We start from the raw sequence: 24,939 nt of genomic DNA, 5'->3' as shown, positions 1-24,939 counted from the left end.
ATCGGCGACGACGACAACGCGGCCAGGCGGCGAGCTGGACCGTGGAGGCGCCGGATGGGACTTCGACACAGGGCCTAAAGCCCCTGGGCGGCCTTCTCGATCAGTATTCGGGCGTCGTCATCGCACACCGCCTGTGCGGCAAGCAGTTCGAAGGCGCGTTCGTAGAGCGCGACCTCGTCGGACGCCGTCACCGAGATGGCCGCCGAAATGGTCTCCACCTCGGCGCTGGTCCGGTCATGCAGTACGAAACTGTTTGTCGGACAAAGAAATTCCGCGGACAGCGGGATTATGCCGATGGTCGTCCTCGGCGTTTTGAATGCCTCCAGCAGATACTCCAGCTGCTGGTGCATCACCCGGTCGTCGCCGAGGGTGTGATAGAGCGCGGGCTCGCCGATCAGGAAGTGGAACCGGTGGCCCTCGTCGAGCAGCACGGTCTTGCGCTGCATTCTGGCGTCGACCGCGTCCTCCAGATCGCCGGGGCCGTCGAGAAAGGCCGAATACGCGCGCAGCACCTCGGTCGCGTAGTCACGGGTCTGTAACAGCCCGGGTATCAATTCGGGTTGATACCAGCGCAGCGAGCGGGCCGCCGCCTCGGTGCCGTGTATCCGGCGCTGCACCGGAGCGAACCCGTCGGCGAGCAGCATCGGCCACGCGACGTACCCGTCGATACTCTTGTGCCCGAAGACTTTACGAAGCCAGCCAGGTATCACGGTGCGTCTCCTCCAGTAGGAAAACGGCCATCGGGCACACGCCGACGAAACCGCCACCGGTAGTTCGAAGCCGAACCCGACGGCGGTTGGGTCCATCGGCCATCCCCTTGCAACGCTACCGTGGATCCGATCGATGCAGCACACTTCACTCAGGTGTTAACGCACACGACGAGCAGGGGGAGTGATGCCGCCAACCGGATCGACCCGCACCGGATCGATGCAGGGCCAGCGGGAAGGACGACGATGAGCACCAGGCCGATGGCGATCGGATACCTGCGCCGCGATATCTCCGGCGTCTCCCAGACCTGGGACGAGACCCGGATTCGCAGCCTGGCCCGGCGCCTCGGCTACGAGCTGTCGAAGACCGTGGTGTTCGGCCGGGAGACCGAGCAGCCGGAGCAGAAGCTGCTCGAGGTGGTGGCCAAAAACGGCGCCGAGGCCGTAATCATCCCCGACACAACGCATTTCGACGGCACGATACCCGAAGCCCTGGTACGGGCATGCGATGTGATCACGGTATCGCCGGAATACACCTATGCGCGGTGGGCGATTCCGCCGCGCACCGATGGCAGCGCGGCGGAATAGTCGTCAGGCGCGCAGTCGCTCGCGGCGCAGCCGATCCACCTCGGGCAGGTCGAGCGGCGCCAGCTCGGATACGCCGAGCGCCCGCCGCAGGATCAGGTCGGCCAGCTCCGGGTTGCGGGCCAGCGCCGGGCCGTGCATGTAGGTGCCGAGCACCGAACCCTGGACCACTCCCTCCAAGCCGTCGCCGACACCGTTGCCGACACCCCGGGTGACGCGCGCCAGCCCGGCCGCGTCGCCGCCGAGTTTGGTTCCGCCACGGTGGTTTTCGAATCCCGTGAGCGGCGCGGTAAGACCGTCGAGCAGCGGGGTGGTCGTCACCTCGCCGATCGCGCGGCGGTGCTGCGGCGAGGTGGTGACGTCGATCAGGCCGACACCGTCGACGCGCTCACCCGTCGAGGTCTCGTACCACTGGCCGAGTACCTGGATCGCCGCGCAAATGGCAAGCACCGGTGCGCCTTTCGCGGCCGCCTCCTGCAGGCCCGGATACCGCTGCAGGTGCCGGGTGGCCAGCCGCTGCGCCGAATCCTCCGCGCCGCCAAGGGTATAGATGTCCAGCGAGTTGGGTACCGGCTGCGGCAGCGTGATCTCGACGATCTCGGCGTCGTAGCCGCGCATGCGCAGGCGCTGACGCAGGACCACCGCATTGCCGCCGTCGCCGTAGGTACCCATCACATCGGGCAATACCAGGCCGATGCGCACCGTCGAATCGGTCATGCTGTCCGCTCCTCGAGGTCGCGGTTGAGATCACGGAATGCGGTGTAGTTTGCCAGCACCTCGACCCGGCCCGCCGGGCAGGATGCGATGGCGCGCAACGGATCCGGCACGGTGGTGTGCTCGACACCGGCGTAGGTGAGCCGCACGGCGAGGTCGGTGGCGCGCTCACCGGCGGCCACCACCTGCATGCCCTCGAAATGTTCGAATCGCACATCCCACAGCCAGGACAGATCCTCGCCGTCGGGCACCTGGCCGTTCACCGCGATCACCAGTCCGGCCGCGGCGGGTTCGATCATCGAGAGCGCCTCCTGCCAGCCCGCCGGATTTTTGGCGAGCAGCAGCCGGGCGGCATGCTCGCCGACCTGGACGGTCCGGTAGCGGCCCGCGATCTCCCGCACCGTGCCCGCCGCGGCGGTGGCCTGTGCCGCATCGGCGCCGAGCGCGACCGCGGCGGCGACGGCCTGTGCGGCGTTACCGCGATTCGCCCGGCCGGGCAGCGCCAGTTCCAACGGCAGCCGCACCCCGCCGGGGCCGCACAGGTCGTTCCCGTCGAGCCACCAATCCGGTTCCGGCCGTTGGAAATCCGTGCCGGTGCTGCGCCAGTGCGCACCCTCCCAGATGATCGGCTCGCCGCTGCGCGGGCAGCTCGTCGCGTCCACCGACCAGCCGCTGCCCGCGGCCACCCACACCACGTTCGGATGGTCGTAGGCGATCGAGGTGACCAGCACGTCGTCGCAGTTGGCGATCACCACGGTGTCCGGATGCCCGGCCAGGCCGGTGCGCAGCTTGCGCTCGATCATATTGATCTCGCCGACGCGGTCCAGCTGGTCGCGGCTGAGGTTCAGCAGCACGACGGCGGCCGGATTCAGCGCGTCGGTGACGTGCGGCAGATGCAGTTCGTCGACCTCGATCGCGGCCAGCGGCGCGTGCCGGTCGGCGCTGAGCGCGGCGACGATGCCCGCGTCCATATTGGCGCCGTCGGCCTGAGTCACGACGCGGCCGATGGTGCTCAGCGCCGCCGTGGTCATTCTCGTCGTGGTCGATTTGCCGTTGGTGCCGGTGACCAGCACGGTGCGGCGATCGCGCCCCAGCTGTTCCATGATGGTGCCGTCGATCCGCAGCGCGATGAGCCCGCCGATCATCGATCCCTTGCCCCGGCCCGCCTTCTGCGAGGCCCACGACGCCGCGGCCGCCGCCAGCAGCGCGATCCGCCCACGCACCGAAATATCTGCCACGCCGCGAGTCTATGTTCGCCGTTGCGGCTCGGCGCGCGCTGGTGCCGCCATCTCATTGTGGCGGGGAACATACCGAGACCGTGTCACACTCGCCGCGAATAGCGGCTCTTGGTTCGGGATCGGGCGCCCGATTTGCCCGAGCAAGGAGTTTGGTGATGAATGTTTCTGGTCGCCCGCGGCGTTGGATTCGCGGCATGCTCACCTTCGCCGCGACGGCGGCGGTGTTCGTGGGAGCCGCACCGGCACACGCCGACGAGCCACCGGCCGGGTCGGCGGCCGCAACTTGGTTGGGCGGCACCCGGTACGTGGATACTCCGGTGGCGCGCTTCGCCTACCGCAAGTCCGGCGATGGCCCGCCCATCGTGCTACTTCCCGGCGGCACACTGTGGGCCTACACCTATCGCGATATCGTTCCGGAACTCGCCCGGCAGCACACCGTTTACGCCGTCGACCTGCCCGGCACCGGGTATACCTCATTGCACGACAAGGACTTCGGCTACTCCGTCACCGAGATGTCGGACGCCTTACGGCAATTCATGGACGCGGTCGGCCTGGACCACGCCACCGTGCTCGCGCACTCACTGAATGGTTCGGTGGCGGCCGACTTCGCCGCCCGCTACCCGGCGGCCGTGCACCGGCTATTGCTGATCGCGCCGCTGGTGCTCGATACCGAGCTGAACCCGAATCTGCGGCTCATGCGGGTACCCGTGGTAGGCGAGTTGGCGACGGCCCTCATGACCAGGAGCATCTTCGTATCCAATCTCCGTGCCGCATATACGCATCCGGAACGGCTCACCGACGAGGTAGCCGACGCGTACTGGGAACCGTTGCGCCGCGTCGATAATCAGATCGCCATGTGGCAGCAGGTCCGCGGCCTGGAGCCGGCCGCCGTGCAGCGCGAACTCGGTGCCATCACGGCACCGACGCTACTGCTGTGGGGTGAACACGACACCATCGTGCCCACCGCACAGGCGAACACCGTGGCAAGCCTGATCCCGCACCCGACCGTCCGCATCATCGCCGACGCCGGGCACAACGCACACGAGGACGATCCGGCCGCGGTCACCGCCGCGATCCAGGAATTCGTGGATCAGTCCTGGTAGAGCTTTTTGCGGTAGTTCTCGGGTGCGTAGTGGCGCTCGAGGTCGGCGACCGATTCGGTGATATCGGCCTGGATATCCTTCACGATCCGGGCCGGGCCGGGCAAAGAGGGCTCCGGCCAGTCCTGCGGCTGCCACAGCGAACTGCGCAGCATCGCCTTGGCGCAGTGGAAGTAGATCGTGTCGATGGCCACCTCCATCGCCAGGATCGGGCGGTGGCCGCGCACGATCATGTCGTCGAAATAGGGCGCTTCGCGGATCAGCCGGGCGCGGCCGTTCACCCGCAGCGTCTCGCCGCGGCCCGGAATCAGGAAGAGCAGACCGACGTGCGGGTTGCGCAGAATGTTGAAATATCCGTCGCCCCTGCGATTTCCGGGCCGTTCCGGGAGCGCGACGGTGGTGTCGTCGAGCACCTTGACGAAGCCCGCCGGGTCGCCCTTCGGCGATGCGTCGCAGTTGCCGTGCTCGTCGCTGGTGCTCACGACGACGAACGGCGAGTTCGCGATCCAGGCCCGGTCCCAGGCGTGTAATGCCGTGCGCTCCTTGGTGGCCGCGCGGACGCCGACCTCGCCGAGCAGCTCGCGGAGCTCGGTCGGATCGTTGATTTCGCTGATCTCCGTGGTATTGCTCACAATTCGATCAAACCATCCGGCATACGGTGCGAAACACCCTTCCGGACAGGAGATCCCTCACAGCCTGGCGTCGAACATATTGGCCTGGCCCGCCGCGAACCGTTCGGCGTCGATCTTGCGCAGCGGCTCCAGCTCCGGCGCGCGATACAGACAGAACATCTTGCAGCGCGCCGCATCCGAACCGGCGACGTCCAGCAGCGCGTTCACTGCGGCGCGCGCGGACTCGTTGGCGCCCTCCATGGTGGCCAGATCGACATTGGTGCGCACGTAATCGCCTGCCAGAAACAGGTTTTCGAGCGCACCGTGCGGCTCGGGGCGGAACTCCCACGAGCCCGCGGTATTGATGAGCAGCGGGTCCGCGTTGGCATTGCGGCCCTTGTCCTGCTGCCAGGAGATGCCCGGATCGAGGAACCACGAGTGCAGATCCGCGGCACGCAGCAGCTCGCCGCGATCGTTCAGGTGGGCGGTCAGCTGCGCCCACACCTCGCGGGAGATCTCCTCGGGGGTGCATTCCTTGGCGGGCTTGCCGTAGAGCATGCCCGGACTGTTCCAATCCGAGATGTCCACGGACAGGCAATCCTGCACGGAACCGTCGCCGAATTCGGTGACTTTGGTTGCCCACATTTGATTTTGGCTGATCGAGGTGAGCGACCACTGCGAATCGATGTATGCGGTGTGCCCGCGCGCGATATCCAGCGGGGCCCGCATGTAGAACTGGATACCGTTCATCCAGTCGCAGGTGAGCCGGTTCATCGCGGCCAATTCCGGGCGGATGGCGAGTACGTCCGGCGACCAAAAGGTGCGCGCCTGCTCGGCGGGCACCGCGACGACGAAATAGTCTGCGGCGACCGAACTCTGGTTGCCCTGCTGATCGACGATGCGCGCACCGGTGATGCGTTTGTCGCGCACGTCGAGCCCGCGCACCTCGGCGCCGAGCACGAAATTCACGCCGAGCTCGCGCAATCGGCGCACCCACGGATCCAGCCAGACCCGACTCGTCGGGCCGTTCAGCACCCGGTCCAGGCCGCCGTCGTTGCCGACCTCCCTCGGGTTGCCGAGGAACTGTTCGCCCATATTGCCGATGGTGCGGACGCTGGCGACGCTCTCCTTGGCCGCCACCATGATGCTGGTGAGGGTGCGGGAGAGCAGGGCGCGGAATTCGTGTGAGCGCTCGTGCCCGGCGACGTAGTCGCTCCACGATGTGTGCTCCCACTCCCCGAAACGCCGTGCGTCGCAACTGGAATTGAAGACGAGCAGGCGTTCGGCGAAGTAGCCCGCCTCTTCGGCGGGCATCTTGAGCGCGGTGGCGATCATCGCGCCGACGGTCTCCCGGAATGTATCCGGCGTCAGGGTGCCGCCGCCGGAGCGCAGCGGGATCCGGTAGTCGTCGCCGTCGCGCCGGGAGAAACGCGCCTCGGAGACCGCGAGCAGATTGTTCCAGACGCCATTCGGGTTGTCGCCGAACGGGATCCGGCGCATGGTATCCGGAATGTGTTGGTAGAAGCCGGGGAAGAAGCGGAAGCCGTGCTCCCCCGGTAGCTCCGGTCGGCCGCCGGTGCCGCTACCCGGCACCGGAATACTTCGCGCCTTACCGCCGAGCGCGCGCCGCTCGTAGACGGTGACGTCGAATCCGCGCTCGCTCAGCTCATGTGCCGCCGTCAATCCAGCGACGCCGCCGCCGAGTACCGCGACCCGTCTACCGTCTCGGCCCGCCTGGGCGGTCGCGGCGCCGAAGCCGCCGGCCACCGCACCCGCTATCCCCACCGCGACGGTGCCCCGGAGAATCGCCCGTCGCGAAACCGTTGATCGCTGTTCTGCCATGCGCCGCTCTGCTGCCTGACCTAGGACCGACCTGCCACGTCGGCCATTACTGTAAGGCCGGTCGGTTGTGGGTGAGTATGCAGGATCGGCCATTCTGGCCGGGGCGGATAGCACGGTGGCGTAAGCTATTTCGCCCGATCGGCCGATTTACTGGTGGCACAACGGTTTTCGGCCTATCAGACCTTGACGAGCTCCGATTGCGGCGATGCGACGATCGCGACCTTGCGCCGAGCCGATGTCGCCAGGAAAGCCCCCGCGATCACCACGACCCCGCCCAGCAGCGACAAAACCGTCGGCACCTCACCGAGGAACGCCCAGGCCGCCGCGATACCGACCACCGGAACCAGTAGCGAAAACGGCGCGACCGTCCCCGCGGGGTAGCGACTCATCAGATAGGTCCACAGGCCGCTGCCGCAGACCGTGGCCAGCAGCACGATATACGCGAGCGCGGCCAGCGCGGGCCAACCGGCCGCCGAGAACGCATCGCCGAACGCGCGCAGGCCGGTGGCCGGGCCCTCGGCGAAGGCCGAGATGACGAACAGCGGAACAGCGGGGACGGCGGTGATCCACAACGTCAGGTGCAGCGGGTTGAGATCGGGTGATTCCGCGCCGGCCTGCCGCGCGCCGATATTGCCGATGGCCCAACCGAATCCGCCCGCCAGCGTCAGCAGCACGGGCAGCAGTGTCGCGTGTTCGAGCCGATCCCAGGCGATCACCGCCATGCCGGTCACGGCGATCGCGATGCCCGCCAATTGAATCGGCCGCAGCCGTTCGCGCAGGAATACCGCGCCGAGCAGCACGGTGAACGGCGCGGAGGATTGCAGCACCAGCGAGGCAAGCCCGGTCGGCATGCCGACCCGCATCGCGGTGAACAGGAAGGCGAACTGCAGCACACCGAAACCGGTGCCGTACAACAGGATCCACCGCATGCGCACATTCGGGCGCGGGATGAACAGCAGGGCCGGAATGCCGACCACCGCGAAGCGCAGGCCCGCGAAGAAAAACGGCGGGAAGTGGTCGAGGCCGATGTGGATGGCGAGGAAGTTCAGCCCCCACAGCACGACGACGGTGAGGCCGAGCAGGCGATCGCGGTTGGACATGCTCCCTATCGTGAGGCTGACGAACAATCCGGGACAATCGAATATTTATGCATCATCTATGTAGCATTGCTTAATGGTTGTCCCGACGAGTATGAGCGTGGAGCGGCTGCGAGTGCTGCGCGAATTCGCCGACCGGGGCACCGTCGCCGCGGTCGCCACCGCGCTCTCGATGACCCCGTCCGCGGTATCGCAGCAGCTCAAGGTACTGGCCAAGGAGGCGGGCGTGGCGCTGCTGGAGCCCGACGGCCGCCGGATCCGGCTCACCGACGCCGGACACGCGCTGGTGTTGCGCGCCGACGAGGTGCTCGCCGCCATGGACCGCGCCGTCGCAGAGATGGCGCACTACCGCGGCTCGCCGCGCGGGCAGGTGCGGGTCGCCTTCTTCCCGTCCGGCGCGGCGCTGCTACTGCACCGGGTGCTTGGCGAACTCGGCGACAGCGGCGTCGAGATCATCGCGGGCGACGAGGATGTGCCGCCGACCGAAACCCCGCGACTGCTGGCCGATTACGACATCGTGCTCACCCACCGCGACGAATACGCCGCCGCCGTCTCGGGTCCGCGGGTGGCGGCGCGGCCGCTGATGCGCGAACCCATCGACGTGGTGGTCGCGCCGACCCATCGGCTGGCCGGGCGCGCCGCGGTGACCCCCGCCGAACTGGCCGACGAGACCTGGATCAGCGTGCGCGGCGGCTTCCCGGTGGACGACGTGCTCAACTCGATCGCCGCCCTCACCGGGGTCCAACCGCGAGTCACACAGCGGCTCAACGATTTCCGCGTCATCGAAACGGTGGTCGCGTCCGGGTACGCGATCGCGCTGATGCCACGCTTCGTCGTCGTGCATCCGGAACTTTCGGTGCTGCGGCTGTCCGGGGTGCGCGCGGCCCGCATCTACGAGCTGGTCACCCGCCCGCACGCCGACCGCAGGCCCGCCATCGCGACTGTGCTCGCCGCGTTCCACACCGCCGCCGAACAGATCACCGGCGGGGCGTAGTGCGCTGTGCCACTTGGTGACGTTCAACAACCAGACCTATACCGCTGTCGCGGGCCGCATCCACTACTCCGGCTAGGCCAAGATGACCATGGTGCCCGCGCTCACCGGCGACGGCAGCCGCATCACCTACGCCGACCCGTGGCTGCCCGACGACAACAGCTACGAGATCGGCGGTCCGCTCGGCGGCCGCTTCCGGGCCATCGCGCTCTCGACGGCGGGTTCGACGACGCGATCCGGCGCGCCCGTCCGGATACCGGCTCGCCGTAGCGCATTTCGATCCGGCGGCCACCACCCGGTCCGCGACGGTGCTCGCACCGGACGGCGCCCGGATACCGGTGCTGCTGCACACCGCCGACGGTCTGCGCGCGATACCGCGCGCACCCGGCCTCGACGCCGAACCGCGCCACCTGGTCGGCGCGCTCGAAATCGACCGCGCCACATTCGATTCCCGCGACGCCGATCCGGCCGCCGCCGAATTCGTGCGAAATTGGATGAACGGTAAACGCATAATGCCGCTCTCGCTCAGCGCCACCGATCGCGATCTGATCGTCCGCTGAAATCGGCGACTCGACTGCCGGTTGGACGAATACGCGCAGATCAGGCGCTACGCTCCCCGCTATGACCACGATCGGTTCGGGTGAATTGTTCGAGCTGCGCCCGCGGCGCTGGCTGGATTGGCGCATGCTGCTCAAACCGCGCCCATTGCACGCATCGCTGATCGTATCCGCCGCGGTGGCGTTGAAAGCATTCGAGATGTCTTTCGCCGCACTGCACGATCTCGCGGTGCGCAACCTCGTCGCACCGCATCTCGCCTCGAATGTGCCGATCGCCATCGACGGTTTGGTGGTGGGCTCCATCATCGCCACCGCCTCGTTCAAGAAAGGCAGCGTCGGGTGGTGGTACGCCACCGGGTTATTCGTCCTTTCGACGCTGGTTTCGGTCGGCGGGAATATCGAATACGCGCGGGAGATCGGCGGCGGCCCGGTATCGCTCGGCATATACGCCGGCATGCCGATGACGCTGCTTTTCGCGGTACACCTGACCCTGATGCTGTGGTCACGCGGCCGCGACAACAAACGCGCACCGCAGGCCGTCGACGAACCGGAACCCGTCGCCGAGACGGCCGAACAGCTCATGCCACGCATCGACGCACTCGAGGTCGCCGCGCGCGCCGGGTTGACCACCCTGACGCCGCGGCCGACGGTGCGGCTCGACCAGTCCGAATCGGTCGAGCACCGCACCCTCGTCAGCACGGCGGGAAATAGCTGAGCCGCCGGAAACTTCTGTCCGGAAGAACAATTCATCGATGGAGCAGACCTATGGGGCTTACTGTCTGGCAGGACCTTGGTGTCGAGCAATTCCGCGAGGTCGCATTGCGGCTGGCGTCGGTGATCCAGAGCAGCGTCGACAAACCGGCGGCGCTGAACAAACTCATCGATGCCGCCGACAGCGGTGAGACATTCACCGATCTGTTGATCGAACACTCCGCGCGCTGGTTCCACGAGACCGGCGGCCAATCCATCCTGGTCGGGCCGGAACTGTTCTGGTTGCTTTCCGAACCGACGCCGAAGAAGGTGCTCAACGGTGGCGCGCGCGGGCAGGAAATCATTGCCGAGCAGGAACATACGGTCAGTCACCGCAGCCGGAAGCTATTGGTGGTCTGCGTGCTGGAAACGCTGGCGCAAAACCAATGGGTGACCAACGGAATCGGCGAACCCTACGCGGTGAACGGAATCAGCTGATTCAACGCGCCGCCGCGGCCGCACACAGTTCATGCACCAACCGCATTTTCGCCAGCACCGGTTCCGGCAGGACGAACGGATAGAGATCCGCATGGCCCATCGAACGATTCACCATATTCAGCGACCAGGCCAGCGGTAACCACAGCTCGATGATCCGGTCGAAGCCCGCCCGGCCGACCTGCGGGCGGTCGAGCGTGGCCCCGGCCGGCGCGAATCCGAACGCCGCCGCGGTATCCAGGGTGTCGCGGATGTGCAGATAGTGGGCGAAGGTTTCGGCCCAGTCCTCGGCCGCGTGCATGGTGGCGTACGAGGAGACGTACTCGCGGTCCCAGCCGGGTGCCGCGCCATCGGAATAGTGGCGCTCCAGCGCGGCCCGGTAGTCGGCGGACGGGTCGCCGAACAGTGTCCGAAAGCGTTGCAGCGCATCGTCATCGGCGACCAGGATGGCGAAATAGTAGTGGCCGATCTCATGCCGGAAGTGGCCGAGCAGGGTGCGGTAGGGCTCGTCCATCTCGATCCGCAGCTGTTCCCGGTGCGGATCGTTGGCCTCGGCCAGGTCGAGGGTGATCACGCCCTTGCGATGGCCGGTCGTCACCGGATCGGTTCCGCTGGACAGCAGGTCGAAAGCCAGCCCGCTGTCCGGATTTTCGTCCCGGTCGACGATGGGCAGGCCGAGTTCGGTCAGCTCCAGGATCAACCTGCGCTTGGCCGCCTCGGCCGCGGCGAAGGCGGCGAGTCCGGCGGCGTCCAGATCGTTGGGGCGAGTGCGCGTGAGGCGGCACGACTCACAGAGCAGCGGTCCCGCGTCGGATGTATCCGATTCGCGGACAGCGACTTCCGGCTCGTCAGCGGGCACCTGGTCTTTGCCCGGCAGCGCGACCAGCCAATTACATTGCGCCACATGGAGGTTGTCGCAGAGCCGGAATCGGGCGGCGTCGACGACACCGTCCGCCTGGTCGGCGGCTGGATCGCCGAGCACCACCAGCGCACGGTCGGCCAGGCTGAAACCCAGTGGGCTGGAACAGGACAGACAGACCGAATTCTCGAACGCCAGCCGTTGGCCGCAATTGGGACAGGCGAAATCGCGCACTACGCCTCCACCGGCGAGACGTCGACCGAGACGGTGATCGTGCTTTCCCTGGCGTCGGTGTAGATGATGCCGCGCAGCGGCGGCACATCGGCGTAGTCGCGACCCCATGCGACCGTGACGTAGCGCTCGTCGGCGAATTGGTCGTTGGTGGGATCGAAGCCGACCCAGTGGCCGCCGCGATCGTCCGGAATCCACACCGCGCACCAGGCGTGCGTCGCGTCCGCGCCGACCATGCGTTCCTTGCCCGGCGGCGGATCGGTCGCCAGATAACCCGACACATATCGCGCCGCCAGCCCATGGGAACGCAGGCAGGCCACGCCGATCCGGGCGAAGTCCTGGCAGACGCCCTCCTTCGCCGCGAAGACGTCGGCGACCCTGGTGGACACCGTCGTCGAACCCGATCGATAGGTGAAATCGCGGTGGATCCGGGTGTTGAGGTCGGCCACCGCCGCCAGCAGCGGGCGGCGCGGCGTCAACGATTCGGCGGCGTACGCGGTGACCTCCGGTGTGATCTCGGGCGGCCGCAGATCCAGCGTGAACTCAACGGCGAGTGGACCTTTCGCCGTCGTCGGGCGAGCCTGCTCCCACGGCAGGCGCGCGTCGACGACGCGGTCCGGCCTGGCGACCTCGACCACCGATACCCCGGACACCGTCAACTGCCGATGTTCGCTCGTGACATGGAAATACGTGGTGATGTTGCCGTAGACATCGGCGCCGACCGAACGATCCGACGGTGCGGGTTCGATCCCGATCTCATGCGAAATCAACCGCTGCCCAGGGAATTCCCGCGGCGTCAGATAGGCGCGGCCGTACGAGCTGCTGACCTCGTCGGAATAGCGATAGGTGGTGCGATGCTCGACGCGGTAGCGCCGGGCGGCGTCGAGTTCGGTCATGCGACAACCCTCGTACTACCCCACAGCGGCTGAATGCTGAGCGGCACGGAGAGTTTGGTCGTCTCGAAGGAATCCGACAGCTTACGCAGCCGCAGGTGCACGCCGTCGAGCAGTTCGGCCAGTTCGGTGCGCCTGCCCTGCTCATCGGTGAGTTCCAGATCGTCCGGGTCGACCCGGCGCAGCATGCGCTGGGCGTCGGCCAGCAGCCGTTGCGGGCGTGAGGATCCCGACGCACCCGGTAGCGCCTGGAAGTCGGCCTCCAGCCGATCCAATTGGTAGGCAAGCGATCTCGGATTGTTGGCATCGAAGAGCAGCAGTCCGGCCACCGCCGACAGCCGCACCGAATCCCGGTGCCTGCGCCGGTAACTCACCGACGATTCCGCGGCGCGCAGCACCGCCTCGATCACCACCGGCTCGACATCGGGCGCACAGGTCTGGGTGAGCGCCGACAGCAACCCCGTCAGCGCGATGCCACGCTCGATCCGCTTGCCGATATCCATGACATACCAGCCGGTGTCGCGCACCAGGGATTCGGATCCGATACCGGACAGCGAGAGCAGCGCCGCCAGCGAGAGCGAATGCACCGCCGTCAGCGCCGCCTCCTGATCCTCACCCGTCCAACGGTATTCGGCCAACGCCCGGTCCACCGCGCTCAGAATCATCCAGGTGTCCACCGATAGCTGATCGCGCACCGCCCGCGCCGCATTGCCGTACCGATCGATGGCGAACGCCAGCGACCCGGGCAGTTCCCGTTCGATCGTCAACGCCTCCAAATAGTCGTGCCCCTCCCGAGACGCACCCGCCACCGCGGGCCATTCCGGTTCATCCGGCGGCCGAAGTACCAGCGCCCGCGACTTCGCCTCCGCCACAAGGGCACTCCCCACCGCCGCGCCGAGCTGCTCACCCGCGGTGACCGCGCCTTCCGCGCCGGAAACCCGCGTCTCGGTAGCCTGTTCCTGCGCCTTGACCACCGAACTCGCCGCGGCAGACCGAGCTCGCTGCGCCGCATCGGAATCCGCGGCGCTCCCTGCGGTTTGCGACTGCGCCGTCGACTGACCCGAGTCGCCCACGGCCGCGCTCCCTGCCGATTGAGCCTGCGCGGATGCGCCTATCGTCGACGAGGTCGACTGCCGCTGTGCCCCAGACGCTTTCGCCGCCACACCCGGCCGCGCGGCCCCGGCATCGGTTTCCGCCTCCGGCTCATCAGTAGACGAATTTGCCTGTGCCGCTGCGTTATCAGATGGCGGACCGGTGAACAGGCAGGTGTCGGGAGCAATCGTCGCGGTGGTCTGGGCCAGGGCGGACATCAGGACCGCTACCGCCTCGGCACCCTCGAGCCAGGGCCGGTAGCGGTAGTCCTGATAACACTCGTGGGTCGCGATGAGCAGGCGCACAACGGCTTCCGCGCGCTCGCTGTAGCGGCCCATCCAGAACAGATCGTTGAGGACGCGGGGCGAGCTCACGGCCTCCAGCATCGGCGGGCGGCGGCGTTCGCGTTCCTCGTGCGGCGCCTCGGTGCTGATCGCGGCCGGTGTCTCGGCGGCGCGCACCCAAACGTCCTTGGCGCCCACCTTGATGACGATGCGGTCCGGCCGGGTGCGCTGGCGCAGCTGACCCAAACCGCCCGCCATCGCGGTGTATCCGACCCGGCGGGCCAGCGAGAACAGCCGCATCCCAACGGGTACCGCCGTTAACCCGCCATAGCCGTGCACCGCGGGCGCGACGGAGAATTGCGCGGGTTCCTGCCCCACCCATTCCCAGCCGCGATCCGCGATCCGCGCCCGCAGTTCCGCCCTTTGCGCCGTTGACAATTCGGGTCCATAACTCGTGCTGCCGTCCACCGCGGACCGGATGATCAGCTTGTCGAGCCGGGCGAGCAGATGTTTTCGTTCGGCGTCGTTACCACCCCAGTAGGCGGGCGCGCTCTCCAGCAGCAGATCCTCGTCGAGCAGCGCCCGCGACACCGCGGGCAGAAATCCGGCGAGCGCCGGACTTTCCAACAGCCCGCTGCCGAGCGTGTTGACGACGGTGACCGCACCCCGGCGCAGCACCTCGACGAGCCCGACCACGCCGAGCCGCGAATCCGGGCGCAGGTCAAGGGGATCGGAGAATTCCGCGTCGACGCGGCGCAGCACGACATCGACGCGTTTCAACGTGCCGAGCGAGCGCATCCACAGCGCGCCGTCGCGCACGACCAGATCCGCGCTCTCCACCAGTGGAAATCCGAGTGTCGACGCCAAATACGCCTGATCGAAAGCGGTTTCGGAATGCACGCCGGGACTGAGCACCACGACGACCGGATCGTTGTCGTCGGCCAGCGGCGCCGATTCGATCAGCATCAGCCGCATCGCCCGCGCGAACGGGGTGAGCGGGCGCGGGCTGGAATGTTCGAAAGCCTCCGGTATCGCGGTCGAGACCACCCGCCGGTCAGCCAGCGCATAGCCCGCGCCGGACGGCGCCTGCGCCCAGTCGGCGATCACCCGGAACTGTCCGTCGCTCCACCGGCTGATATCACAGGCGTGCAGGAACAGCTGATGCCTGCCCGGCACGGTGATGCCGTGCGCGGCCCGCACGTAACCGGCGCTGCCGAACACCACCTCCGGCGGCAGCAGTCCGGAGGTGATGGTGCGGCGCGGGCCGTAGATATCGGTCAGTACCTCGTCCAACACCCGCGACCGCTGCACCAGGCCCGCCTCCAGCCGGGTCCAGTCATCGGCGGAGACCAGCAGCGGGATCGGGTCGAGCCGCCACGGCGCCGGACCCGACGGTTCGTCCGCGGTGCCGACCTCGGTGTATGTGATGCCGTCGTCCTCGATGAGCCTGCGCACCCGGCCGTCCAGCCTGCCGAGCCCGGCGGTGCCGAGCTCGACGAAATCGGCGGACAACTCCGACCACATCGGCCGCACTCGTCCGTCGCCGTCGACCAGCTCGTCGTAGTAGCCTCCGGTCGGTCTGCCGCATTCGTCGTATGCGGCGTCGCTGCCGCCCTCGGCGCGATAGCGCGCGAGCTGTTCGGCGATCTCCTCGCGCGTGCCGGAGCGCGCATCCTGCCGGAGCGCGTCATCGCGCATGGTCACCGCGCCGACCTCACTTCCGCTGCCCGAATGCCTACCGGTCGCTGAATGTTGTCCATACGGTCCGGGCGCGGCGCAGGTCGAGGATGCCCCGCGCTCCGGAATCGGCGGACTGTGCTGCCATCTTCGCACGTAATTCGCCGAGATCGAGCCGGGTCGCACTATGTCCCGCCGCCTCGAAGCGCCGGTTGCGGCGAGATTGCGCTGCTACCGCATTGACCGGCGGCGTCTCGTAGGCGAGGCCGCCGGGGTGCACCACATGGTAGGTGCAGCCGCCGCGGGACAGCCCGGTTTCGGCATCGACCAGGTCGAAGATCAGCGGCGCGTCCACCGTGATGGACGGGTGCAGCGAGTTCGGCGGCTGCCATGCCCGGTAGCGCACACCGGCCACCTGGACATCGGTCTGGTCGGTGGCGAGCAGCGGCACCGGCCAACCGTTGCAGGTGAGCACGTGACGGCCGCGATCGGCGCCGACCACCCGCACCTGCAGCCGCTCCACCGACGAGTCGACGTACCGGGCGGTGCCGGTGGCAACGGTCTGCTCCCCCAACGTGTTCCACGGTTCGATCGCGCCGCGCAACTCCACCTCGACGGTGCCGAGCACCACGGTTCCGATGCGCGGGAACCGGAATTCGGTGAACGGGTCCAGCCAGCTCAGCTCGAATCCGATGCCGTGCGCGCGCAGTTCGGCGACCACCTCGGCGAGGTCGGCGAGCAGGAAATGCGGCAGCAGATAGCGGCCGTGCAGATTTGCACCATGCCGAATTAGCCTGGCCCGCAACGGTTTTTCCCACAGCATCGCGACCAGCGCACGCACCAGCAGCGATTGCACCATGGCCATCCGGAAGTGCGGCGGCATCTCGAATCCCCGCAGCTCGACCAAACCCATTCGGCCCCTTGCCGATTCGGGGCTGTACAGCTTGTCGATACAGAATTCGGCGCGATGGGTGTTACCGGTCAGGTCGGTGAGCAGGTGGCGCAACGCCCGATCGACCTGCCACGGCAGCCCGGCCGAATCCCGCGACAGCCGGTCGATTTCGGCGAAGGCGATCTCCAGTTCGTACAGCGTCTCCTCGCGTCCCTCGTCCACCCGCGGCGCCTGGGAGGTCGGGCCGATGAAGCGGCCGGAGAACAGATACGACAGTGCCGGATGACGCTGCCAGTAGGTGATCAGCGAAACCAATAGGTCCGGGCGGCGCAACAGCGGTGACCGCGCGGGCGTTTCACCCCCGAGGGTGATGTGGTTGCCGCCGCCGGTACCGCCGTGCGCACCGTCGACGTCGAAGCATTCGGTGCCGAGCCGGGCCAGCCGCGCCTGTTCGTACAGCGTGGCAAGCAGTTCCGTCTGCTCGGCGAACGACACCGTCGGCCGCACGTTCACCTCGAGCACACCGGGATCGGGCGTAATCGAGAACGTATGCAACCGCGCGTCCGCCGGCGGGGCATAGCCCTCCAGCACCACCGGCTCACCGAGTGCGGCGGCGGCCGACTCCACCCGATGCACCAGATCCAGGAAATCATCGAGTTCGCTTACCGGCGGCAGGAATACGTGCAGCCTGCCCGCGCGCACCTCGGCGACCAGCGCGGTGGTCGGCGACCAATCCGGCGGCTCGACCGTCGCCGGTTCATCACCGCGCTGTAGGAGCGGACCCAATACAAACGGATCGTGTTCGGGACGCGCGGGCGGCCGCCGCCAGGAAATCGAATCGAGCGGCAATCGCAACCCGGCCGGAGAATCCCCTTCCGTCAACACGATTCGCCCGAGCGGCGCGGTATCGGACCGCCCACGCCGCAACCGCCACTCCGCACTGGCCCACCCGGCCCCATCCTCCCGCCGGTACAACGGCAGCACATAAGCGACCGGCTCGGTGATCTCGGCGTCCAACCGGGCCAGCAGCACCGCCGCATCAGGCTCGCTTACCGGATCCCCCTCCGGCAGGCGCATTTTCGCGGCGATCCGGGCCAACGGATCCTCGAACGCCGGTCGCACCTGCGTCAGCGGCAGACCCAACCCCTCGGCGATATGCACAACGAGCGCCCGTGCCTGCTCCGCATCTGAACCGGAACGTGATTCTACCGCAACGATATTCAGCGACGCGGGTCGAGGTTCGGCGGCCGAATCGTCCTGCATCACCGCGACCTGCGGCAGCGGTGACACCGTCACCGAGTCCCCGGAACCGACTTTCGTAGGAGCGTTCGCGCCCACCGTCGGACTGCCAGCCGCTGAACCCGGGCTCGGCGGCATCGAATCCGGCTCGCGCCCCAGCGAAAACGCGGTCGGCGTGCGTATCGCAGCACCACCGAAGCCGACATCCGCCAGGTCCGGTTCCGAGATCGCCATGTCGGCCCCGGCAGCCGAGCCCGGCGACGTCGAATACGCGCTCGACTCCGACTCGGCCTGCCCCGCGTCGCCGAAACCATCAACCCGCTCCGCTATCCCGGCGTCCGGACCGTCAGGCCATCCGCTTCCGTTGTCGGCACGCGAATCCCGCTCGCCCTCGACACCGGGCGTACTCCCCGATCCGGTCGGCGGCCACGGATCGGCGAGCAATTCCTGCCTGGTCCAGACCGGCTCACCGTCGGCGCGCCAGGCGATCGCTATTTCCCAGCGCGGCAAGGGTTCTCCGGGATACCACTTGCCCTGGCGGTATTGCACGATGCCGGTGGGTGCGTAGATCCGGCGGAGGCGGTGGGCCAAATCGATTGCGCGGGCGCGTTTGTGCGGACCGTCCGCCTCGGTGGTCCATTCCGGGGCGGTCCGGTCGTCGATGGAGACGAAGGTCGGTTCGCCGCCGATGGTGAGGCCGATATCCGCCCGCACCATTCGGGCATCCAGCGCGGCGCCGACCGCGGCGATGCGTTCCCACTGAGATGTGGTGTACGGCAGGGTGACTCGCGGATCCTCGTGAACGCGCCGCACAATATTCGCGAAATCCATGGTGGCGCGCGTCGGTTCGGTGGCGCCGGTGATCGGCGCCGCGGATTTCGGATGCGGTGTCGCGGCAAGCGGGATATGTCCCTCACCGGCGAACAGTCCGGATGTCGGATCGAGCCCGATCCAGCCCGCGCCCGGCAGATAGACCTCGGCCCAGGCGTGCAGATCGGTGAAGTCCGCCGCCGGGCCGGATGGGCCGTCGAGGGAGGGCGCGTCCTGGGCCAACTGCACCAGATAACCCGAGACGAACCGCGCCGCCAACCCGAGTTCACGCAGCACCGAGACCAGTAGCCAGGCCGAATCCCGGCACGATCCGAGCGCACCGCGCAGTGTGTGCTCGGGTGACTGCACACCGGGTTCCATCCGGATCGTGTACCCGACATCGCCGTGCAGCGCCTGGTTGAGCGCAACCAAGAAATCAATCGTGCGCGGACCGTCGGCGGGCCGGTGCGCGCGCACCCATTCGCGCACCAAAACGCCCGAGCCGTCCACCGGACGCAGATACGGTTCCAGATCCGCCGCCAACTCCGGCCGGTAGGCGAACGGAAAATGCTCGGCGTAATCCTCGACGAAGAAGTCGAACGGGTTGATCGCCTCGAGGTCGGCGATCAGCCCGACGGTAATCGACAGCTCCCGCGCGGGATGCGGAAATACAAGGCGGGCAAGGAAATTGCCGAACGCGTCCTGCTGCCAGTTGACGAAGTGCTCGGCGGGGGTCACCCGCATCGAATAGGCGTCGATCCTGGTGCGCGAGTGCGGGGCGGGCCGCAATCGCACCACATGGGGGTGAACCCGCACCAGCCGTTCGAAGGTGTAGGTCGTCCGGTGTTCGAGGGACACCTTGATGCCCATGAACCAAGTTCACCACACCCTGAACCGCCGATGACCGGAGTTCGGCCGACCCGCGACACACCCCGTACCGTCCCACCCCTTGTCGGACCGGAGTGCTAAGACCGAATCACGAACCGATCTCGCCCGGAGGCCCACATGCCCGCGCATCAGTGCCGATCCTGCGAATCCGCCGTCGACCACTGTCACGGCACGCTCATCGCCCATGTCGGCCGCCTGGTCGAATGCACCGAGGAAGACTGCGCCGACCTGGACCAGGCCCGTCACACCTTCATCGTCGACTGCGCCGATATCGCGGGCGGGTGTTCCTGTTACGCAGCGCATTCGGCGGACCGCACCGGCTGAACCTGCGAGACGTCTCACAGTTCGCCCGCCACCAGCCGTTATAGCTGGATGACCAAGTACTTGGGGGCGTGTGTCCGGGATCTGATCCGGCGAATACTTCCAAAAGGAAGATCACCGGACGAAGAGGACATGCCTGATGTCGCGTTCTATCCAGGTGGACCACCGACGACAGGGGCGATACCCGATGCCCCGTACGCTGACCGGGTGAACTACGACCACCTCCTGCTGCCGTCCGGTGCCGCCTCGACGCTCGCCGAGGTGGACGCGTACCTCGCCGCTCAGCAGGGTGTTCCGGAGACGGAGACGGTCGCGACGCTGGCGGCGCAGCTGAACAAGGCCAATGCCGAACTGTCCGAGGCGAATGCGTTCCTCAGCGCGGAGGTGGGCGGTGCCGCGACCGGCACGGTGCTACACGTGGCCTGCCCGTACGACGCGATCGGCCACGTCCGGCGGATACTGTTCGCGCTGGCGACCCCGCTGGGGTACGCGGTATACGATCCGCAGCTCGCCTGGCTGATCGACCCGGCCGGGAGCGTCCCGGTGACGGTGACGCACGGCGGCGCGGGCGAATTCCCATATTTGACGAAAACACTTGCCGAGCAATGGGTTTCGGAACTCACCCCGCCCAACCCGTATCTGATCGTCGAACGCGCCCCGCACGACTACATCCAGACCTACCTGGACAAGTCCGGCGTGTACACCCTCGAATACCGGGATGGCGCGCCGGACAAGCACTTCGGCGTCACCATCCGGGATGCCGCGATGGTCGCCGAGCTGATCTGGGACTGGACCGCGGGCGACCGGTCCCGGTTGAACACCATGCCGTGGTCACGCCTCGACCTGTAACCAATTAACCTGTGCGACAAGCCGATTACTGATTCTGCAACGCCAAGCGCCCGGCCAGCGCGATAAAGGATGCGCCGAAGACCCGGCGCATCCAGGTCACCACCGCGGGCCGCGAGATGACGTGGTTGCGAACGGCCGCCGCGCATACGCCGTACACCGCGAAAACCACGAACGTCGCGAGCATGAAAATCGCGCTCAGCTCGAGCATGCGCCGCAGCGCGTTCGCCGAACCGTTCGGCACGAACTGCGGCAGGAACGCGAAGAAGAAGATGGTCAACTTCGGGTTGAGCACATTGACCAGGATGGCCGAGGTGATCACCTGCCACGCCGAAGGCGCGGGCTTATCGGCTTCCTCCTCGGGCACCGTCAGTGCGCCCTTGTCCCGGAACGTATTCCACGCCATGTACAGCAGATAGGCGACACCGAGATACTTCAGCGTCTGAAATGCGACGGCACTGGCGTTCAACAGTGCCGCCAGCCCGGTGATGGCCGCGACCATATGCGGCACCACGCCGAGGGTGCAGCCGAAGGCCGCGACAATGCTGGCCCGCGCGCCGCGCGAGAGCCCCGCCGCGAGCGTGAACAAGGCACCGGTGCCCGGGGTTGCGACGATGACGAGCGTGGTCAGCAAGAACTCGATGCTCATCCCCGACACAGTAACCTGCGCCGGGTTTATCGCAACCCCGTTGTTCCACCGGCGCTCAGAGCGCCCGCCGCCCGGAAAGCGCACGCCCGAGGGTCAATTCGTCCGCGAATTCCAGATCGCCGCCCATCGGCAATCCGGACGCGAGCCGAGTTACCGTGAGCCCGGGGAAATCTCGCAGCATGCGCACCAAATACGTTGCGGTGGCCTCACCTTCGGTATTCGGATCGGTCGCGATGATCACCTCGGTGACATCCACACCGTCCTGCTGATTTCCGATGCGCGCCAACAACTCCCGGATCCGCAGCTGATCCGGCCCGACCCCGCTCAGCGGGTCGAGCGCGCCGCCGAGCACGTGGTAGCGACCGCGGAACTCCCTGGTGCGCTCGATGGCCTGCACATCCTTCGGCTCCTCGACCACGCAGATCATGGTGCGGTCGCGACGCGGATCGGCGCAGATGCGGCACAGCTCACCGTCGGAGACGGTGCCGCACATCACGCAGAACTGCACGCCGTCGCGCACCTTCTGCAAAGCCGCCTGCAACCGGTCGATATCCGGCGGCTCCACCTGCAATAGGTGAAAAGCGATGCGCTGCGCGCTCTTCGGACCGACGCCGGGCAGCTTGCCCAGCTCATCGATCAGATCCTGAACCGGACCCTCGTACAACTGCTACGTCCTCAGAAGTCGGGCAGGCCGGGCAGCGAACCGCCGAGCCCACCGCCCGCCAGCGGTCCGAGCCGGTCCGCGGCGACCTGCTGCGCATTGGCCATCGCGTCGTTGATCGCGCCGATCACCAGGTCCTGCAGGCTTTCGACATCCTCCGGGTCGACCACCTTCGGGTCGATGGTCAGCGAGACGACCTCGCCCGTCGCCTTGATGGTCACCTTGACCAGACCGTTGCCCGCCTGCCCCTCCACCTCGGAGGCCGCGATCTCGGCCTGCGCCGCGAGCACCGCCTGCTGCATCTGCTGTGCCTGTGCGAGTAACTGCTGCATGTCGAATTGACCACCGGGCTGCACGGCTCGTCCTCTCATCGCGATATCCGCGCCGACCGGCGCGGAGCAAGTATTCGGCTCGCGAACCAGCGTAGCTCTCCGTGGGATATCGACCCCGATCCGCCCTGCGCCACAAGACTTCCCCGATCTTGTGGCCCCTACCAGTAACCATGCGTCATGTACATAAGCGATAACAGCTTGGCCTCGTTCCGGTTCAGCGCATCACGATCGCCCTACCCTCGAAAGTGGGTCGGAGACCGGTGCGTGAGTTCTGGAGACCGTCATGAGCACATACCGCGTTCGTTTCCTCGGTACCTGCGTGCTCGCCCTGGGAATTCCGAGCCTGTTCCTGACGCCCGCCGCATCGGCGGATCCCGCGGCCGACTACGGCGGCGGCTGCGTCATCTACCCGGATAACAGGGCGGCCACGATCGATTCGCTGCGCTTTCGATGTTCCCCGGAACAGCAGGACGCGATCTTCCGGAACGCGCCGCGCGGTGACGTTCCGATGGGCGTCAAGGACGGCTGGGTCACCCGGCCGCCGGTGGCACAGGCGCTGGCGCCGGCCTTCTGGATCGGCAAAACCTTCTACACCGGCCCGGACGGCGGACGGCTGATGAACCGCGTCACCGCCGCGGGCACCGAGGCGTGGCCCGCCGACGTATACACCGCGCCCGCGCTGATCGACGGACAGCCCACCTGGGCGTTCAACTACGCACCGTCGCCGACACCGCAGGTGTACGACGAGGTCAGGGAGGTGGCCCCCGGCGTGTGGTTCGGTTATTCCTGGTGGCGCGGGTTCTTCCAGACGACGCTGCTGCTCACGTTCGCGCTCGCCTGACCACCGCTTGACCCTCCACCCGCTGGAGGGTGTTCGCTGTGCTTATGACAGCGACCGTAGCCATCGGGGAGTTCGCCCGGCTGACCTACCTCAGCGTGAAGACGCTGCGGTATTACCACGACATCGAACTGCTCGAACCCGTCGCGATCGACGCGAGTTCCGGCTACCGCCGCTACGGCATAGATCAGGTCGCACAGGCCCATCTGATCCGGCGGCTGCGCGAACTCGATATGCCGGTGCCCGAGATCAAGGCGATGCTCGCGGCGCCGGACCCGGCGACGCGCGACGCGACCCTGCGTGCCCATCTGGAACGCATGGAGGCGGAGTTGATGCGCACCCGCGCGGTGGTGGCCTCATTGCGCGCGCTGCTCACCCCCGCACGCCCGATCGAGGTGGAATACCGTGCGGTGCCGTCGTTTTCGGCATTGACGGTCACCGAGACGGTGGGTCGGGACCGAATCGGCGACTGGTGCGCGGCCTCCTTCGACCTGCTGCACCACGTCGTCGCCGCGGCGGGCATCACCCCGGCGGACGTCGACGGCTGCACCTATTCGATGGAGTTCTTCGAGAACGAGATCGGCGAGGTGGTGGCCTTCGTACCGCTGCCGGACGGTGCGCGCATCGATCCGCCCGCCCGCGCCGCCGTCCGCGAAATGCCCGCGCGCCATTTCGCGGTCGCGGTGCACGAGGGCGGCTTCGACGACTTCGACCTCACCTACGGCGCGTTGGGCGGCCATGTCGCCGAACACGCCACCGCGCTGGCCGAACCGGTGCGCGAGCGCTACCTCATCTCACCGATCGATACCGAAGATCCGGGCCAGTACCGCACCGAGGTCTGCTGGCCGATCGAACACCCCTGATAAACAAGGAGATTCAATGACACTCGCACTCGGCAGCATCACCTTCGACTGCGCCGACGCCGCCGCGCTCGCCGACTTCTGGGCGCAACTGCTGAACAAATCGGTGGACCCGGACGGCAACGAGCACTTCGCCACCATCGGCTACGGAACGGGCGCAACGGGTTTGATGTTCATCCAGGTGCCGGACAAGAATCCGGGTAAGAACGTCATCCACCTCGATCTGCGATCCGCCGACCGGCAGGCCGAGGTGCAACGCGCGATCGCCTTGGGCGCCAAGCACGTCGGCGATTTCGACGAGTACGGCCACCAATGGACCACCCTCGCCGATCCCGAGGGCAACCTCTTCGACATCGGCGAGGCGTAAGCCGAAACCGCATCGTGGCGGTATCAGGCCAATTCGCGCTGCAGGTTCGCCAGCACCTCGGCCTGGATCTTCTTCAGCCCCAACGGCGCGAAAATCCCCTCGAAGATGCCCGCGACCCCGCCCGCACCCTTCCAGGTGGTGCGCAGGGTGACCTGCGAACCGGCGCCGTCCGGCGTCACGGTCCAGGTGTTCACCAGCGTCGAATTCGAATCGCGCTCGGTGACAATGGAATCCGACACCGACACCACGGCGTGAATATTGCGGACCCGCTTCTCGGTGGCCTGCAACACCCACTCGGCGACGGTGCCGGCGCCCTTACCGCCCTCGAGCACCTTGTAGTCGCGGTAGTGCGCGGAAAGGATGCGCGGACGGACCGTCTCGTAGTCCGCGATAGCCTCCAGGGTCCGCTGGGGATCCGCCGAGATGGCGATCGAACTGCTGGCGCTGACCTGTCCCACGATCACTCCTTGTCTGATTGGCCGCGCTTCGCGCGGCGTGTTCGCGGCCCCTGGGAGTCTCGCGTCTCAGCGGTCGAGACTCGCGCCTGCGGCGCATGCGCTTCGACCGCTGAGA

The 24,939-nt window shown here is 67.3% G+C and carries 25 protein-coding genes; 11 read left to right on the top strand and 14 right to left on the bottom strand.

Features of this window, described 5'->3' with window-relative positions:
* Nucleotides 1-74 precede the first annotated feature (74 nt).
* Nucleotides 75-710, bottom strand: a complete 636-nt coding sequence (locus LGY53_RS40200) for a DUF5753 domain-containing protein (RefSeq protein WP_225731908.1) — start codon at nucleotides 708-710, stop codon at nucleotides 75-77.
* A gap of 243 nt (nucleotides 711-953) precedes the next feature.
* Here LGY53_RS40200 and LGY53_RS40195 point away from each other — a divergent pair, with 243 nt between their 5' ends.
* A complete protein-coding gene (locus LGY53_RS40195) occupies nucleotides 954-1,295 on the top strand; it encodes a hypothetical protein (RefSeq protein ID WP_225731907.1) in 342 nt (113 codons plus the stop codon).
* Nucleotides 1,296-1,298: 3 nt separating this feature from the next.
* Here LGY53_RS40195 and LGY53_RS40190 read toward each other — a convergent pair whose 3' ends face one another.
* On the bottom strand, nucleotides 1,299-2,009 hold the full coding sequence (locus LGY53_RS40190; RefSeq protein WP_225731906.1) for a type 1 glutamine amidotransferase: 711 nt from the start codon (nucleotides 2,007-2,009) through the stop codon (nucleotides 1,299-1,301).
* Nucleotides 2,006-3,244 (bottom strand): Mur ligase family protein, encoded by a 1,239-nt coding sequence (locus LGY53_RS40185; RefSeq protein WP_225731905.1) that lies wholly within the window; start codon nucleotides 3,242-3,244, stop codon nucleotides 2,006-2,008. Before LGY53_RS40185 ends, LGY53_RS40190 begins: the two co-directional genes overlap by 4 nt.
* A 155-nt stretch (nucleotides 3,245-3,399) precedes the next feature.
* Here LGY53_RS40185 and LGY53_RS40180 point away from each other — a divergent pair, with 155 nt between their 5' ends.
* On the top strand, nucleotides 3,400-4,347 hold the full coding sequence (locus LGY53_RS40180) for an alpha/beta fold hydrolase (protein WP_225731904.1): 948 nt from the start codon (nucleotides 3,400-3,402) through the stop codon (nucleotides 4,345-4,347).
* Here the strand turns inward: LGY53_RS40180 and LGY53_RS40175 are convergent.
* The 3 genes from LGY53_RS40175 to LGY53_RS40165 all read right to left on the bottom strand — a co-directional run bounded on the left by LGY53_RS40175 (nucleotide 4,335) and on the right by LGY53_RS40165 (nucleotide 7,897).
* Nucleotides 4,335-4,976, bottom strand: a complete 642-nt coding sequence (locus tag LGY53_RS40175) for a pyridoxamine 5'-phosphate oxidase family protein (protein WP_225731903.1) — start codon at nucleotides 4,974-4,976, stop codon at nucleotides 4,335-4,337. The genes LGY53_RS40180 and LGY53_RS40175 overlap by 13 nt on opposite strands.
* A gap of 57 nt (nucleotides 4,977-5,033) precedes the next feature.
* Nucleotides 5,034-6,797, bottom strand: coding sequence for an FAD-dependent oxidoreductase (locus tag LGY53_RS40170; RefSeq protein ID WP_225731902.1), 1,764 nt, complete (start codon nucleotides 6,795-6,797; stop codon nucleotides 5,034-5,036).
* Between the two features lie 176 nt (nucleotides 6,798-6,973).
* Entirely contained in the window at nucleotides 6,974-7,897 is a 924-nt protein-coding gene (locus tag LGY53_RS40165; protein WP_225731901.1) for an EamA family transporter, read from the bottom strand.
* Between the two features lie 91 nt (nucleotides 7,898-7,988).
* Between LGY53_RS40165 and LGY53_RS40160 the strand changes: the two genes are divergently transcribed.
* From LGY53_RS40160 to LGY53_RS40145, 4 genes are all read left to right on the top strand, one after another.
* Nucleotides 7,989-8,888: a LysR family transcriptional regulator gene (locus LGY53_RS40160; protein WP_225731920.1), complete on the top strand. Its 900-nt coding sequence runs from the start codon at nucleotides 7,989-7,991 to the stop codon at nucleotides 8,886-8,888.
* Between the two features lie 305 nt (nucleotides 8,889-9,193).
* On the top strand, nucleotides 9,194-9,445 hold the full coding sequence (locus LGY53_RS44325) for a hypothetical protein (protein WP_308103083.1): 252 nt from the start codon (nucleotides 9,194-9,196) through the stop codon (nucleotides 9,443-9,445).
* Nucleotides 9,446-9,506: 61 nt separating this feature from the next.
* A complete protein-coding gene (locus LGY53_RS40150) occupies nucleotides 9,507-10,157 on the top strand; it encodes a DUF2637 domain-containing protein (RefSeq protein ID WP_225731900.1) in 651 nt (216 codons plus the stop codon).
* A gap of 50 nt (nucleotides 10,158-10,207) precedes the next feature.
* The gene (locus LGY53_RS40145; protein ID WP_225731899.1) at nucleotides 10,208-10,630 is read left to right on the top strand and encodes a hypothetical protein; all 423 of its coding nucleotides are present in this window, start codon (nucleotides 10,208-10,210) and stop codon (nucleotides 10,628-10,630) included.
* Between the two features lies 1 nt (nucleotide 10,631).
* Here LGY53_RS40145 and LGY53_RS40140 read toward each other — a convergent pair whose 3' ends face one another.
* Genes LGY53_RS40140 through LGY53_RS40125 form a run of 4 tightly spaced genes read right to left on the bottom strand, consistent with a single transcriptional unit; the run spans nucleotide 10,632 to nucleotide 19,474 of the window.
* Nucleotides 10,632-11,720, bottom strand: coding sequence for a putative zinc-binding metallopeptidase (locus tag LGY53_RS40140; RefSeq protein ID WP_225731898.1), 1,089 nt, complete (start codon nucleotides 11,718-11,720; stop codon nucleotides 10,632-10,634).
* Nucleotides 11,720-12,613, bottom strand: a complete 894-nt coding sequence (locus LGY53_RS40135) for a transglutaminase family protein (RefSeq protein ID WP_225731897.1) — start codon at nucleotides 12,611-12,613, stop codon at nucleotides 11,720-11,722. The genes LGY53_RS40140 and LGY53_RS40135 overlap by 1 nt, the downstream gene beginning before the upstream one ends.
* Nucleotides 12,610-15,684: a circularly permuted type 2 ATP-grasp protein gene (locus tag LGY53_RS40130; RefSeq protein ID WP_225731919.1), complete on the bottom strand. Its 3,075-nt coding sequence runs from the start codon at nucleotides 15,682-15,684 to the stop codon at nucleotides 12,610-12,612. Before LGY53_RS40130 ends, LGY53_RS40135 begins: the two co-directional genes overlap by 4 nt.
* A 37-nt stretch (nucleotides 15,685-15,721) precedes the next feature.
* Nucleotides 15,722-19,474: a DUF2126 domain-containing protein gene (locus LGY53_RS40125; protein WP_225731896.1), complete on the bottom strand. Its 3,753-nt coding sequence runs from the start codon at nucleotides 19,472-19,474 to the stop codon at nucleotides 15,722-15,724.
* Between the two features lie 135 nt (nucleotides 19,475-19,609).
* Between LGY53_RS40125 and LGY53_RS40120 the strand changes: the two genes are divergently transcribed.
* Nucleotides 19,610-19,816: a hypothetical protein gene (locus LGY53_RS40120; RefSeq protein ID WP_225731895.1), complete on the top strand. Its 207-nt coding sequence runs from the start codon at nucleotides 19,610-19,612 to the stop codon at nucleotides 19,814-19,816.
* Between the two features lie 204 nt (nucleotides 19,817-20,020).
* Complete coding sequence (locus LGY53_RS40115; protein WP_225731894.1) at nucleotides 20,021-20,662, top strand: hypothetical protein; 642 nt, start codon at nucleotides 20,021-20,023, stop codon at nucleotides 20,660-20,662.
* A 25-nt stretch (nucleotides 20,663-20,687) separates the two neighbouring features.
* On the opposite strand, the gene LGY53_RS40110 is transcribed toward LGY53_RS40115, so the two are convergent.
* The 3 genes from LGY53_RS40110 to LGY53_RS40100 are packed head-to-tail and all read right to left on the bottom strand — an operon-like array spanning nucleotide 20,688 to nucleotide 22,325.
* The gene (locus LGY53_RS40110) at nucleotides 20,688-21,308 is read right to left on the bottom strand and encodes a LysE family translocator (protein ID WP_225731893.1); all 621 of its coding nucleotides are present in this window, start codon (nucleotides 21,306-21,308) and stop codon (nucleotides 20,688-20,690) included.
* 55 nt (nucleotides 21,309-21,363) lie between these two features.
* A complete protein-coding gene (gene recR, locus LGY53_RS40105) occupies nucleotides 21,364-21,972 on the bottom strand; it encodes a recombination mediator RecR (protein ID WP_167471515.1) in 609 nt (202 codons plus the stop codon).
* 11 nt (nucleotides 21,973-21,983) lie between these two features.
* Complete coding sequence (locus LGY53_RS40100) at nucleotides 21,984-22,325, bottom strand: YbaB/EbfC family nucleoid-associated protein (protein ID WP_225731918.1); 342 nt, start codon at nucleotides 22,323-22,325, stop codon at nucleotides 21,984-21,986.
* A gap of 259 nt (nucleotides 22,326-22,584) precedes the next feature.
* On the opposite strand from LGY53_RS40100, the gene LGY53_RS40095 reads away from it, so the two are divergent.
* Genes LGY53_RS40095 through LGY53_RS40085 form a run of 3 tightly spaced genes read left to right on the top strand, consistent with a single transcriptional unit; the run spans nucleotide 22,585 to nucleotide 24,366 of the window.
* The gene (locus LGY53_RS40095) at nucleotides 22,585-23,142 is read left to right on the top strand and encodes a hypothetical protein (RefSeq protein WP_225731892.1); all 558 of its coding nucleotides are present in this window, start codon (nucleotides 22,585-22,587) and stop codon (nucleotides 23,140-23,142) included.
* A 44-nt stretch (nucleotides 23,143-23,186) separates the two neighbouring features.
* Nucleotides 23,187-24,002, top strand: coding sequence for a MerR family transcriptional regulator (locus LGY53_RS40090; protein ID WP_225731891.1), 816 nt, complete (start codon nucleotides 23,187-23,189; stop codon nucleotides 24,000-24,002).
* A 16-nt stretch (nucleotides 24,003-24,018) separates the two neighbouring features.
* Nucleotides 24,019-24,366 (top strand): VOC family protein, encoded by a 348-nt coding sequence (locus tag LGY53_RS40085; RefSeq protein ID WP_225731890.1) that lies wholly within the window; start codon nucleotides 24,019-24,021, stop codon nucleotides 24,364-24,366.
* 23 nt (nucleotides 24,367-24,389) lie between these two features.
* Here the strand turns inward: LGY53_RS40085 and LGY53_RS40080 are convergent, their stop codons facing one another.
* Complete coding sequence (locus tag LGY53_RS40080) at nucleotides 24,390-24,824, bottom strand: SRPBCC family protein (protein WP_167471511.1); 435 nt, start codon at nucleotides 24,822-24,824, stop codon at nucleotides 24,390-24,392.
* Nucleotides 24,825-24,939: the final 115 nt, after the last annotated feature.

The sequence above is a fragment of the Nocardia sp. JCM 34519.1 genome (assembly GCF_020361265.1).
Classification (GTDB): Bacteria; Actinomycetota; Actinomycetes; order Mycobacteriales; family Mycobacteriaceae; genus Nocardia; species Nocardia arthritidis_A.
This window is presented reverse-complemented; position numbering and strand designations above follow the sequence as displayed.

Coding starts and splice junctions, on each gene's coding strand:
- LGY53_RS40195 (WP_225731907.1), top strand. CDS start 954: ATGAGCACCAGGCCGATGGCGATCGGATACCTGCGCCGCGATATCTCC.
- LGY53_RS40190 (WP_225731906.1), bottom strand. CDS start 2,009: ATGACCGATTCGACGGTGCGCATCGGCCTGGTATTGCCCGATGTGATG.
- LGY53_RS40180 (WP_225731904.1), top strand. CDS start 3,400: ATGAATGTTTCTGGTCGCCCGCGGCGTTGGATTCGCGGCATGCTCACC.
- LGY53_RS40170 (WP_225731902.1), bottom strand. CDS start 6,797: ATGGCAGAACAGCGATCAACGGTTTCGCGACGGGCGATTCTCCGGGGC.
- LGY53_RS40165 (WP_225731901.1), bottom strand. CDS start 7,897: ATGTCCAACCGCGATCGCCTGCTCGGCCTCACCGTCGTCGTGCTGTGG.
- LGY53_RS40160 (WP_225731920.1), top strand. CDS start 7,989: ATGAGCGTGGAGCGGCTGCGAGTGCTGCGCGAATTCGCCGACCGGGGC.
- LGY53_RS40150 (WP_225731900.1), top strand. CDS start 9,507: ATGACCACGATCGGTTCGGGTGAATTGTTCGAGCTGCGCCCGCGGCGC.
- LGY53_RS40145 (WP_225731899.1), top strand. CDS start 10,208: ATGGGGCTTACTGTCTGGCAGGACCTTGGTGTCGAGCAATTCCGCGAG.
- LGY53_RS40135 (WP_225731897.1), bottom strand. CDS start 12,613: ATGACCGAACTCGACGCCGCCCGGCGCTACCGCGTCGAGCATCGCACC.
- LGY53_RS40130 (WP_225731919.1), bottom strand. CDS start 15,684: ATGCGCGATGACGCGCTCCGGCAGGATGCGCGCTCCGGCACGCGCGAG.
- LGY53_RS40125 (WP_225731896.1), bottom strand. CDS start 19,474: ATGGGCATCAAGGTGTCCCTCGAACACCGGACGACCTACACCTTCGAA.
- LGY53_RS40120 (WP_225731895.1), top strand. CDS start 19,610: ATGCCCGCGCATCAGTGCCGATCCTGCGAATCCGCCGTCGACCACTGT.
- LGY53_RS40110 (WP_225731893.1), bottom strand. CDS start 21,308: ATGAGCATCGAGTTCTTGCTGACCACGCTCGTCATCGTCGCAACCCCG.
- LGY53_RS40095 (WP_225731892.1), top strand. CDS start 22,585: ATGAGCACATACCGCGTTCGTTTCCTCGGTACCTGCGTGCTCGCCCTG.
- LGY53_RS40090 (WP_225731891.1), top strand. CDS start 23,187: ATGACAGCGACCGTAGCCATCGGGGAGTTCGCCCGGCTGACCTACCTC.
- LGY53_RS40085 (WP_225731890.1), top strand. CDS start 24,019: ATGACACTCGCACTCGGCAGCATCACCTTCGACTGCGCCGACGCCGCC.